At 53.2% G+C, this 11,751-nt stretch carries 10 protein-coding genes; 4 read left to right on the forward strand and 6 right to left on the reverse strand.

Translation table 11 applies throughout. The annotated features are described in order from the left end of the window. Positions 1-250: 250 nt before the first annotated feature. Entirely contained in the window at positions 251-2,002 is a 1,752-nt protein-coding gene (locus QZR21_RS05565; protein ID WP_296099092.1) for a DUF2357 domain-containing protein, read from the reverse strand. Continuing rightward, positions 1,986-4,118: an McrB family protein gene (locus QZR21_RS05570; protein ID WP_296099089.1), complete on the reverse strand. Its 2,133-nt coding sequence runs from the start codon at positions 4,116-4,118 to the stop codon at positions 1,986-1,988. The genes QZR21_RS05565 and QZR21_RS05570 overlap by 17 nt, the downstream gene beginning before the upstream one ends. Before the next feature lie 394 nt (positions 4,119-4,512). On the opposite strand from QZR21_RS05570, the gene QZR21_RS05575 reads away from it, so the two are divergent. The 4 genes from QZR21_RS05575 to QZR21_RS05590 all read left to right on the forward strand — a co-directional run bounded on the left by QZR21_RS05575 (position 4,513) and on the right by QZR21_RS05590 (position 6,860). Further along, entirely contained in the window at positions 4,513-4,941 is a 429-nt protein-coding gene (locus QZR21_RS05575; protein WP_296099087.1) for a universal stress protein, read from the forward strand. Between the two features lie 75 nt (positions 4,942-5,016). Continuing rightward, positions 5,017-5,460: a universal stress protein gene (locus tag QZR21_RS05580; RefSeq protein WP_296099084.1), complete on the forward strand. Its 444-nt coding sequence runs from the start codon at positions 5,017-5,019 to the stop codon at positions 5,458-5,460. 215 nt (positions 5,461-5,675) lie between these two features. After that, positions 5,676-6,335, forward strand: a complete 660-nt coding sequence (locus QZR21_RS05585; protein ID WP_296099080.1) for a hypothetical protein — start codon at positions 5,676-5,678, stop codon at positions 6,333-6,335. A gap of 51 nt (positions 6,336-6,386) precedes the next feature. Next, positions 6,387-6,860 (forward strand): MlaD family protein, encoded by a 474-nt coding sequence (locus QZR21_RS05590; protein WP_296099077.1) that lies wholly within the window; start codon positions 6,387-6,389, stop codon positions 6,858-6,860. 108 nt (positions 6,861-6,968) lie between these two features. Here the strand turns inward: QZR21_RS05590 and QZR21_RS05595 are convergent, their stop codons facing one another. The 4 genes from QZR21_RS05595 to QZR21_RS05610 form a co-directional block, all read right to left on the reverse strand. Then, complete coding sequence (locus QZR21_RS05595; protein ID WP_296099074.1) at positions 6,969-7,559, reverse strand: nitroreductase family protein; 591 nt, start codon at positions 7,557-7,559, stop codon at positions 6,969-6,971. A 263-nt stretch (positions 7,560-7,822) separates the two neighbouring features. Continuing rightward, entirely contained in the window at positions 7,823-8,473 is a 651-nt protein-coding gene (locus QZR21_RS05600) for a nitroreductase family protein (protein ID WP_296974194.1), read from the reverse strand. A 534-nt stretch (positions 8,474-9,007) separates the two neighbouring features. Then, positions 9,008-9,247 (reverse strand): hypothetical protein, encoded by a 240-nt coding sequence (locus tag QZR21_RS05605; RefSeq protein WP_296099068.1) that lies wholly within the window; start codon positions 9,245-9,247, stop codon positions 9,008-9,010. 216 nt (positions 9,248-9,463) lie between these two features. After that, on the reverse strand, positions 9,464-11,170 hold the full coding sequence (locus QZR21_RS05610) for an ABC transporter ATP-binding protein/permease (RefSeq protein ID WP_296099066.1): 1,707 nt from the start codon (positions 11,168-11,170) through the stop codon (positions 9,464-9,466). Between the last annotated feature and the right edge of the window lie 581 nt (positions 11,171-11,751).

An 11,751-nucleotide genomic window follows, 5' to 3' on the forward strand; every position in this document is an offset into this window, starting at 1 on the left:
CTGTAAGCTGTAAGCTGCAAGCCTTTATAACGTCCCGCGTGCGAAGTGGCCCAGGGAGAACAATAAGCGAATCGTCTAACACCTGCGGCGGATTCGATCTTCCCTCTTTCCTCTTCTCTCTTCACTAAAAAATACCTGCAGGCCCTCCGCCGGAATGTCCGGCAAAATACCTGCAGGCATCTTACTTCTATCTTCTATCTTCTATCTTCTATTATCTTCAGCAGAATGTACTTCCCCACTCCCGACTTTCTTATTTTCCCAGGGAATTCAGGTATTCTTCCAGCCGGTCTGCCAGCTGTTTATTTCCGGAGAGTCCCGGAGCCAGGGGAAGGAAGCGGAGACTGAAATCTTCATCGCTCTCCGGTGGCACTTCCCGAGGGAAAAGAACCCATACCTCTTTCACCGGCCGGCTGTCACGGAGGGATGTGATTTCATCTTTGTCCCTGTAAAATTTAGTATTCATATCCCGATAGGCGTTGAACTGCCGCCGGAGGCTTTCGCTTTTCGCCGGGTCCTGCCAAAGGTACAGCACGTCCCGGTATTTGAAATCCGCCACCAGGGAGCCGTAATAAAGGCCACCCTTATAGTAATCAAGCCGAAGATCCGGCTGTCGGTGCCGGTTATTCGTATAGACCGGATGGTTTTCCCGGTCCGTGTCCTGGGAGGAGGAGGGCACGATGCCATCATAGATGAGGTGCACTTCTTCCCCATTCCTTTTCATTTTGATTTCCGTCCCCGATTCCAGGGACGACAGGCGGTATTTACCCCCTTCTTTAATAACGGCAATGCCATCTTCCACTTCCCATCCTTTGGCGGAAAGGGCCTTGATGAACTGGAGAAATCCCCAGAGTTCATAGAGCTTGTCCGTCCGTTTCCAGCGGAACTGGTAAAACCCGGAAATCTCGAAGCTGTCCTTCGGATGGGACAGGTTCTTGTAGAGTCGGTAAAGGACGCTGTACCGGGGATCCCGGAATACGGCCATAGGCACGGATGCCGGCATTTCTCCCCGGGCTTCTTCAAACCAGGGAGCCATGGTTACCTGCCGGATGCTCCCGCGGAGCCGTTTAGCCCGTTCTTTATAGACCATGAGCTGGTCCAGTGCTTTTTCTGCGGTGGTCAGCTCCAGGCTCTGCCTGTATTTCCGGAGGATGGATTTTCTCTTTTCCAGGTTATCCAGGGGGCCTTCAATTTCCCCAAGGAAATCGCGAAGTGTCCTGTCCAGTCCCAGAAGGAGGGATTTTGCAAATCGGTTTTCCGCCACGTCCCTTGTAATTTCTGTATAGAGGGCCGGCGCTTTGGCGGCACCTTCCCTCTGTTTCACGTGCTGTGGCCGTACATGGGGATCCGGTTTCATCCGTTCCCGCTGCCGCACCTGCTTCATCCGGAGCGCCAGCCGCGCATTGGCAGAGTGAGACAGTTCTTCCAGCACATTCAGTACCACCCTGGATTCGTCACTGATGGTATAAAAGCGGAGAAGCATGGAGGAATCGATGCCCATGTCCCCTTCCAGGGTCCGGGGAAGGTGGATATTTTTCTTCATGAAATCAAAGGACAGTGTCCGGATCTCCTCAGACAGCTCGTCCCGCATGTCCTGCCACGCCTGTTTTCCCAGGTACTTTGGCGTGATTTCCATGACACCATACCAGCTGTGGCCATTTCCTTCCACCGTAAGCACATAGTATCCCGGCACCAGGGGAAAATCCTGGCCTTCAAAGAGGAGTACCGGCGGCTGCAGCCGCCGGGCCGGGGTAATCCAGGACTGCCCATTCTCTTCTTCCGCCCCCGGAACGGTGACTACGTCCAGGCCGTCCATGGTGAACCGAAATCCCCGGGGTGCCTCAAAATGGACAGAGATATCCTGGTTCTCTGTGAACTGCATGCCCGGCCGCAGGGCCTTTCCCAGCTCCCGGGGATTCCTTGTCATCCGGGTAAAAGGGCGCAGCCCCTTTTCGGTGCCGCCGGAGAAGGACAGGCTGAAGGGCAGTTTAGATGGTGTAGTCATAGAGCTTCAGCTCCCCGGCTTTTTCTTCCAGTACAGCCCTCGCCCTGTCGAAGGGTGCAAGGCTGCTGAACCGGTTCAGTACCTGCAGGAGGGATCCTGACAATTCTCCCTTGTCATTGAAAGAGACAAGGCCCATGAGCTGCTGGGAAGAGCCTCTGAGCTTGGTCAGAATCCGCTGGACCACCTGGGAATCCAAACCATCGGCGTGGGTGAAATCCGATCCTTCCGGAATATTGGAAAGGTACCGGCCCATCTGCCGGGCCACCCGGAAACCGATACCGCACTGGATACCGCTCTTGCGGAAAGCATCATTCAGCGCATCCAGCAGGTCCAGTTCCTTTTCTGTCAACCCCAGTCCTTCCTCCTTGCGGAAAGAGTCATAGAGGGAGGCGGAAATTTCCGGATAGTCCACCGGTTTCCCCTTCTCCAGGCCCAGGAGGTCATGGAACCGCCCCTGGTGCAGTGTGATTACGTTTGCCCGGTCCAGAATCTTATCGGAGAAATGGTAGGTGGATTCATCTACATTCACGGTCCCCGTGAAAAGCACATTCCGGCCCACCGGTATTTCTGCAGGATAGGCGCTGCTGTTGTACAGCTTCCCCGCCAGCGATGGATTATACAGGCGAATCACCGGATTTTCTTCCTTTTCCAGTACCGAAATGAATTGGGCAAAGTAATGTTCCACCCGGGCCAGATTCATTTCATCGAAGCAGAGGAGGTACAGTTTCTCCGGATGGGCCGCCGCTTCGATGAGAAGCTCCGCCAGCCCCGTGTCGGCACTGCGGTACACCATATTCTTCATATCCACATAGCCCAGGATGTCACCGTCGTCCATCCAGGATGGCCGCACTGCCAGGAATCGTACCTGCTCCTCCGGAAGTCCCAGGGCCCGGCCATAGAGGCGGACGAGGCCGGACTTCCCGGTGCCGCTCATGCCGGCCAGGATGGTGAGGCGGGAAGATTTCATGGATACGTGGAAGTTGATGAGGTCCTCCTTCTCATAGAGGAGGCCGGAATTGGCTGCCGCATCGGACAGACGGAGCAGGAAGCCGGACTCTCCCAATGGCTTCTCCTTCTTTTCTTCCGAAGCCACTTCCTTCTCCGTATCCTCCACCGTCGCCGGTGCCTCTTCCGATGTGAGGTCCCGAACCGCCGTATCCACATCTTCCGTTTCCGGCAGGTCAAAGTCCCGGCGAATTCCCTTCTTCGTAATATAAACAGTTTCCTGGTCGAAGGGGTTCACCAGGATACCGCTGTCCCGGAGAAGGTCTCCATCCGGCGGTACCGGTTTCAGTCCCTTCCGGAGATCCGGCAGGAATTCTTCCGGCACGAACCACAGAGGCGAATGGGCGCAGCGGACGATGCGGGAGAAGAGCTCCGAATTTTTCATGTCCACCGTACCATATCCCAGGGGACCACGGTTCCGCACCCGGAAATAGGCTCCCCCTTCTCCGATGACGGAGGAGTCAAAGGTCTCATCAAAGAGGGGGGCAAATACCACCCAGGGTCCCAGTTTGTCCTCGAAGGCCCGGGATGTGGCTGCTACGAGCACCCGGGGCTGCACGTCATTGTTCCAGTACTTTTTGGGCAGTCCCGGCAGGGGCTTACCGGACAGGATGTGGTAGCAGAATTTATTGATGTCCCCGGAAAAGATCGGCTGGCTCACCGTACCAAAGGCGGGCACCGGATAATACCGGGCTTCCCCTTCCAGTGCAAAGGGAACCCGCTCCTCGATCTGGAGGTCATCGAGGACGAAGTATTTATTCTTTTTCAAGGCTGGTGTAAATGTGACAAACGCATTGCCGCAGGTTTCCTTCAGGTAGGCCTCCGCTTCCTCCTCATTGCTGAATGCATTGTACCCGTTGCTGAGGCCGTTGTATCCATTGGCAGTCCTGAATTCACTGTCTTCGCTTACAATATTACTCAAAAATCCCGTAAATCCGTGTTTTTCCGAATCCTCATATCCCTTGGGCAGCGGAGACAGGGGATCCACAAAAAAACGATAATCCCTCATACCCTCCTGCGGTGTAGATGCCTTTACCTCCGAGCGGACACGCCCCAGCACCTTACCGTCAGCGAGACGGAAGAAATTATCGGAATTGCTGTAATTACCCATATGAAATTCCTTCTTTCTAAAAATGTACGAAATCTCTTTCGTAACAAACGGAGAGAACCTCTCCCACCAGCTTGCGAAATCTGTTTCGCACCGGCTGTACGGTTTAAAGGAAATCCCGATTCCATCACAGGTCCCTTAAAAGGCAGCGGGACCTTCGAATCCGGATTTTCCCAAGAATTTCCCTTCCGGGAATGGCCCAATTAAAAGGTTTTGGACTTTCTATATTTTATCATACGGCCGTGGGAGAAAAAAGGAGAAAAGGCCCTGGGCCGGTGAGCCGGAATCCCCTTAAAATAAGGTAAAAACCGGCCTCTTTTCCTCCCCGCGGGCCCCGGAATCTGTTATAATAATGTTAGAAGATTATGGGAAGAAATCACCCGAAGGAGGTCTTATTATGGAAATCAAAAAGATACTTGTTCCCGTTGATGGTTCTGACCCGTCAGAGCGGGCCTTTTCCTATGCCTGCGCCTTCGCGGAAAAGACAGGAGCCGAAGTAATCCTGCTCTACGTGGTGGATGCGGATACCCTCATTTATCCGGTATACCGGGTAAGCCTGGCGGAATCGGATACTTCTTCCATCAAGAAGAGAGGGGAAGATACCCTTTCCCTCTACGCCAATGATGCACCGGAGGACGTGAAAGTCCGCCAGATCGTAAATATCGGTGTTCCGGGATCCTCCATCATCCGCACAGCAGAAGCGGAAGATGTGGACCTCATCATCATGGGCAACAGCGGCAAAGGTTCTGTTTCCTCCTTTGTCATGGGCAGCGTGAGCCATTACACCGTGCACCATGCCAAATGCCCGGTACTGATTGTAAAGTAAATCGAGTCCAGAGCGCCGGCGTGCCGGCAGGTGCAGGGAAAAGAGGTTTCTTTCCTGCGGAAAGAAGGGATTTTTATGATTCATAGAGAAATACATAAGATTCTGATTCCTGTGGACGATTCGAGAATGTCCACCCATGCCTTCGAGAAGGGGCTCCAGATTGCCGCCCTCTTCGATGCGGAAATCCACGTCATTTACGTAGCTGATGCGGAAAGCATGAGCTCCCCGGACTTCACAATCCACATGAAAGAGGCAAACGATGACACCAGTCCCCTGAAGGAAAAGGGCGCCGCCGTACTGGCCCGCCTCATGAAGACCGTTCCTGAAGGGACAAAGATTAAGCAGGACCTCCTCATGGGGGTACCGGAAGTGATGATCGCCCTCACGGCGGAAGATGAAAAACCGGACCTCATCATCATGGGTACCAGCGGCCGCACGTCCCTGTCCTCCATGTTCATGGGCAGTGTGAGCTACTATACCATTCACCATGTAAAATGCCCGGTGATGCTGGTGAAATAAAAAACAGGAAAAAAGAGCAGTGATTCGACGCTGCTCTTTTTTTACAGTCCCCATGGCTGCCGGGAAAGCCGGCCCGACCGAGGCGACATCATACACCCACGGACAAAGTGCCCGTGCTCTTGCCGGGTCAGCCTGCCAAACCGCTGCCCCAGCCTTTCCCGTTCATGGTATGATATACATAAATTAAGAATTGGTCCAGCCCGGGGAGGTGGCCTATGGAAGACCTGTTTATATTCCTGATGATGGTCCCTGTCATCGCCATACCCCTGTCAGAAGCAACCGGTGCTGTGCGCTGGTTTATCCGACGCAGGGTAAAGGCCCTTCTTCCCCACATCACTGACCCACCCCGGATTTGGCCTGTCCGCCCCCGGAGAATTGGATATCTGGATACCCTGTGTATCATCATATTATATTTTTTCCTGATTTACCTGGTCCTCTTCCGGCCCCGGTCCTTCCGTTCCTTTCTGTATCTTTGTCTGGGGATTTTTATTCTGGTCCTCATAGAAGCGCCCTTCCTGTATTCGGCATACCGCCTGCATCGACAGGAGCATCAGGCCTTTGAAATCCACCAGCCCTATGGCCTCCTGGTATATACCATGGACGGGGAACAGGTCACCACCGATTGGCAGGATGCCAGGGAAATCGCCCTTGTCCGCCGCCGCGACGGATCACCCAGGGAGGAATGGGGATTTTATTTCCACCATGGCCGGGCCATCACAGCCAACACCCCTTCCCTCTATATCAAAGGAAAGGATGGCCATTACCTTTTGGAAGGCATGGAGCTCCGTCTGGAAGACTATCTGACCCTCCGGAAATTTCTCAGAGCCCGGGAAATTCCTTTTATTGATGACTATGGAGAGCAGATGAACATCTGATTTTCCCTACCCGGAAGGGAGTAACCAAATTTTACAGCAAGGAGTCTGACCATGAGCAGGGAAACAAAAACAGGAATTGCCGTATTTTTCCTGGCCCTTATTATAGGGGCGGCAGGGCTCTTTATGACCCCGTCCCGCCTCTTTCACCGAAACACCTATGAAATCCATGCCGTCTTCGACAATGCCCAGGGCATCCGTGAAAATGCACAGGTCCTCTATGCCGGTGTCTATGTGGGCAATGTCCGGAAAATACGGGTAGAAGATGGCAAGGCCATTCTGGTGATGGATATCAAAAAAAGTGCGGTCATTCCTGCGGATGCCCGGTTCACCATTGATACCAGCGGGGTAGTAGGCGATCTGTACGTGAAAATTTCCGGAGGCCGCCCGGGATCCACTCCCCTTTCCGATGGCATGACGGTGCAGGAATATAAAAGCGACCGTATGGACCAGCTCATGACAAAGGCGGGCCACCTGCTTGACACGGCCAAAAGCATGCAGCAGAGCATAGAAGAACTGAAGAAGTAAAATCAGGAAGAACGCCGGATACGGAAGCTGCTTTGCAGTGATCCTTGAGCCGGCCTGCCGGTTACGGGCAATAAAAAAACGCTGCATTCCGCAGCGTTTTTCTGATTCTCAGTCCCGGACTTCGATGACCTCTTCTTCGCTCTTTCTTGCCAGGGGGCAGGGATTATGGTTCGGATAGCCAAAGGACATGGCCAGCACCATTTCTCCTTCGCCCAGCCATTCATGGAGTTCCTCGTAGGCAAAGAATACATTGCCGATCCACAGGCTTCCGATGCCCATGGTGGTAGCCTGGAGAGCCATGTTTTCCGCAGCGGCACCAATGGCCTGTACATCGGAGAGTTCATGAATCTTCTCAGCGGCTGTCCAGTTATCTGTCAGCGGGCGGCCATTGGGGTTGACTATGAACACAAGGACCGGTGCCTCTGCCATGCAGCGCAGGGTGAACCGTGCATTGGTATAGAGTTCCGGAGCCCCCGCCAGGACTCCCTCGCCCTTCTCGGACTTTTCGATTCCCTTTTCCATGAGGTCCAGGGCTTCCTTCTTGCTGTCTCCCTTAACCACGATGAATTTCCAGGGCTGCCGGTTCTTGGCAGACGGAGCCCACATGCCGGCCCGAAGGATTTCCCGCATGTCCACCTTGGAAATGTCGGTATCCTTGAAGAAACGTACACTTCTTCTCTTGAAAATCGGATTAAACATAGTATTTCCACCTTTCCTGCATTTGAGTCACCTGTTGTTTACATCTCTTTTATTATACACTGTTTTGAGTCTCTCTGCCGGGGAAAGAATGGCAATCAGCCATTGAAAAATTGAGAACAGGATTGAGATATCCGGCAGCTGCACAGCAAAGAATCCCGGCAGCCGGACAGCAGGCGCCAGAGGAGGCGGGGTCCGGGAAGCGCTAAATGGCTCAGTCCCGACTTCGATCTCATAAAAAAGCCCCGGTTCTCCCGGGGCTTTTATTATTCTCTGTTTTCTGCTGCCAGCATTTCTTTCCATTCTTCCGGATAGTCGCCGCGGTATTCCACCACTTCTTCCAGCGGTTTTCTCGGAAGCGGACGGACTTCCTTATCGGTATAGCCAAAGGCAATGGCTGCTACCATTTCACCTTCCTCATGGAGCCATTCTTTCAGCTCGTCGTAGGCAAAGAAGACATTGCAGGTCCAAAGGCTGCCGATATGGCGGTCCGCCGCTTCCAGGCACATATTCTGGATGGCGGCACTGATGGACTGCACGTCCGCCAGTTCCATCAGGTACTGGTCCTTCGGATAGTCTTTATGAAGGTCCAGACCCTTCGTATTCAGCACGAATACGATAACCGGTGCCTGTTCCAGCACCCGGGCCGTATAAATGGCGGAAGGAATAAATTTTTCGTATTTCTTTCCGAAAATGGCGCCTTCCTCCCCTTTCCGGTTTTTCATGATTCCTTCCTTCAGCCGCTTCACCATGGCCTTCCGTTCTGTCCCCCGGACCACGATAAATTTCCAGGGCTGCGCATTCTTTTCGGACGGTGCCCACATGCCGGCTTCCAGAATCTGGTCCATATCTTCTTTGGGAATAGGCTTCTGGAGGAAATGGCGGATACTTCTTCTTTTATAAATAGCTTCGATCACAGTATTGATTCCTTTCTCCTTATAAGTTTCTACAGTCACATAAATGAAATTATATGCAATTGGAAAGGAGAAAGCAAGCTTTTTAGACTACCGGTCAATATAAAATCCTAAAGCCCTTCTTTCGGGCATGAAAAAAGGCCTCCGTCTTGCGGGAAACGGAGGCCTTCCCGGAGCTTTACTGCCTGCTCCGGTCATTAAGATGGTTGCCAGGGGAAGGAGGGGATTCATTTGTACTGCCGCCATCACTAACGAGCTCAAATCCGGTTCTACATTTCATCTGACTATGAAAACATGAACAATTGAGTTTGTGATGTGAAAACAATCTACAAATGGGGTCTATATGCAGACGACGGCAGAATTCCCCTGGCAAGGTGGTAGAGATAAGAATCTTTCTTACCTCTGCCCCCAGTATAGCAGAACCATGAAAAGAGTCAAATATCAAATAAGAAAGTTTCTATATGTTCTTTATGACTTATATGCATGATTCATAAACAAAAGCGGGAGAGTCCCCCTCTCTCCCGCTTCTGTCTCCTCTCATATTTCGTCACCGGAACCATAGTACCGGATTTCCCCGGTGATTTCTTCCAGTGCCCTCCCATCGAACAGGGGCACCCGGAAAACGTCCTCCGCCTTTTCCACCTGGCACCGCTTTTTTCCGTACCACAGTTCATAGCCCCCATGGAACGGGTGGATGATACACTCCCGGCCATGATACTCAAAAAACTGGCAATCCCTGTCATTCCAAAGGGCTTCCCGGATCTCTTCGCAATTCATAACTGCCACCTCCCGGCTCACTGCAATTCCTTAACTGTCTTTATTATAGAAATGGCAATGACAGGATATGACACTAAAAAAGCAGAATTGAGATTTGAGAGTTGAGAATGGAGGTTCCGGAGCTTTACCGCTGATTCTATCTGACATCTGCTGTCTGACCGTCTGTCGTCCGGTGCACGGACTCCCGGCCCCGGTAACGTACACAGACAGCCGGTCTCACAGGACCGTTCCTTCTCTGACCTGCAGGGTCCTTGTGTGGTACTTATCCAGTGTAGACCGGTGGCCAACACTGACCACGGTGATACCGGGCATACGGACCAGGAAGCTGTACAGTCTGTTTTCCGTTTCTTCATCCATGGCGGACGTGGCCTCATCCAGGAAAACCCACCGGGGCTTTGTCATGAAGATACGGACGAAGGCCAGTTTCTGCTGTTCCCCCAGGGACAGCACATGGCCCCAGTCCCCTTCTTCCGGAAGATGGGAAATCCACTGGGAAAGGCCACATTCCCTCATCCAGTACTCCAGGTCCGCCCGGCTTCCTTCTCTCCCGGGATAGAGGGCCGCCTCTTCCAGGGTGCCCATAGGCATGTAGGGACGCTGGGGAATAAAGAGCACTTCCTTCCGCTCCGGCAGGACAAGGGTCCCCTCAGCGAAGGGCCAAAGCCCTGAAAGGACCCGAAGGAGCGTCGATTTCCCGGAACCCGATGGGCCTTTAAGAATGACCTTCTCCCCTTCATGGATGGTACAGGATATGGAGGACAGGAGCCGTTTCCCGTTCGGAAGGCCTACGTCCACATGGGACAGGGCAAGCTCCCGTCCCTCTTCCCGGTGGAGCCGCCCCTCTTCCCTCTCCGTTTCCTCCCGGAGGTCCTTCATATGTTCATCGAAGGTCAGCAGTCGTTCCACGCAGGACATCCATTCCGCCAGGTCCGAATATACATCCACAAAATAAGACATGGACTCCTGGACCTTGCCGAAGCAGTTGGCCACCTGCATGAGACCGCCTAATGAAATGCTCTTTGACAGGTACCTTGGCGCCGCCACGACGAAGGGGAAAATAATGGCAATCTGGCCATAGGAATTCGTGAGCCAGGACAGCTGCTTCTGCTTCCGGATGATGTAAACCGTATTGGCCACCAGCTTCTGGAAACGGCCGCCTAAAATGCGCCGTTCCTCCGGGGCGCCGTGATAAAAAGCCACGCTTTCCGACGTCTCCCGGAGCCGCACCATGGCATATCGGAAATCGGCTTCCAGTTTCTGCTGCACGAAATTGAGGCCCACCAGGCGGTGCCCCACTTTGTGGGTAATCCAGGTCCCAATGACAGAGTAGGCCAGCGCCGTCCATACGAGGTACCCATACACGTGGAACGTGGTACCGCCCAAAGTGAAAGACAGGGGTTCCGACAGGGTCCAGAGGACGAAGATGAAGCAGAAAATGGTGGTCACCGCCCGGAGAAGGCCGGACATGAAAGACAGAGTACGGGTGGTGAACAGGTTGATATCTTCAGAAATACGCTGATCCGGGTTATCGGAACGGCCGCCGGAAAACATTTCCATCCGGTAAAACATCTGGTGGGATGTCCACCGGGAAAGATATTCCTCCGTCATCCACCGCCGCCACCGGAGGGCCAGAGTCTGCTGCAGGTAATAGGCATACACGGAAAAGGCAATGTGACCGAAGGCCAGGGCCGTGAACCGCACGAGACCATGGTATACCGCTTCCTTGTCATAATTCTGGAGGGCACTGTAGAACTCATTGAACCAGTCGTTCAGAAGCAGCGTCATGTACACCGCCGCAATCGTAAGGATGATGATTCCGAAAAGATAGAGAAACGCACTCTTCCTCTCACCGCTCTTCCAGTATTCCGAAGTGAGCCGATACAGCCCCTTCACCGTCTCCCGGTCCCAATGTCCTGTGGTCATGGCCTTCCCTCCTGCATGAAAGATGTATTTATTATACTACGGGGAGGGAAAGGCTGTGACTGCCGCAGGAAGGGAATGGGGCTGGTGGGTTAGTGGGTTAGTGGGTTAGTGGGTTAGTGGGTTAGTGGGTTGGTGGAAAATCAGGAATCAGAAATGGTGGTGCGGCGCACAATTCATGGAGCGCCGCTTTTACAGGCAGCATCTGCACTGCTGAGAAGATAGATGATAGATGCGGAAAGGCCCTGCAGGCCGAGCCCGTCAGCACCCATGACCATCTCTCATCCCGTAGGGAGGTAATGTGAAAAGTAATGAATCGTAGATAATCAAAAGGCGGCGCTTTTTATTTTTGCGCCGCCTCCACCACCTCGGGCGAAGCCCGTTCCCCCTGCGCCCCTTCGCCGTCAGGCGTTCCCCTTCAGCCACCTTATCTTTACAGTGTCTGTGTTGTAGCACCGTCATAGTCATTGACCCGGGAGATTTCTCGACTCTCTCTCACATCCTATTTTTACAGATACATCCATCGCGTCGCTTACCACCGCTCGAAATGACGATGAACGTATGGATTCACCGGGATAAAGGTG

The organism is uncultured Dialister sp. (genome assembly GCF_900541605.1).
Classification (GTDB): Bacteria; Bacillota; Negativicutes; order Veillonellales; family Dialisteraceae; genus Dialister.

Bases quoted from the DNA above. Each gene is read 5' to 3' on its own strand.
- QZR21_RS05580 (WP_296099084.1), top strand. From the start codon at position 5,017: ATGATTCATAGAGAAATACATAAGATTCTGATTCCTGTGGACGATTCG.
- QZR21_RS05585 (WP_296099080.1), top strand. From the start codon at position 5,676: ATGGAAGACCTGTTTATATTCCTGATGATGGTCCCTGTCATCGCCATA.
- QZR21_RS05565 (WP_296099092.1), bottom strand. From the start codon at position 2,002: ATGACTACACCATCTAAACTGCCCTTCAGCCTGTCCTTCTCCGGCGGC.
- QZR21_RS05575 (WP_296099087.1), top strand. From the start codon at position 4,513: ATGGAAATCAAAAAGATACTTGTTCCCGTTGATGGTTCTGACCCGTCA.
- QZR21_RS05610 (WP_296099066.1), bottom strand. From the start codon at position 11,170: ATGACCACAGGACATTGGGACCGGGAGACGGTGAAGGGGCTGTATCGG.
- QZR21_RS05570 (WP_296099089.1), bottom strand. From the start codon at position 4,118: ATGGGTAATTACAGCAATTCCGATAATTTCTTCCGTCTCGCTGACGGT.
- QZR21_RS05590 (WP_296099077.1), top strand. From the start codon at position 6,387: ATGAGCAGGGAAACAAAAACAGGAATTGCCGTATTTTTCCTGGCCCTT.
- QZR21_RS05605 (WP_296099068.1), bottom strand. From the start codon at position 9,247: ATGAATTGCGAAGAGATCCGGGAAGCCCTTTGGAATGACAGGGATTGC.
- QZR21_RS05595 (WP_296099074.1), bottom strand. From the start codon at position 7,559: ATGTTTAATCCGATTTTCAAGAGAAGAAGTGTACGTTTCTTCAAGGAT.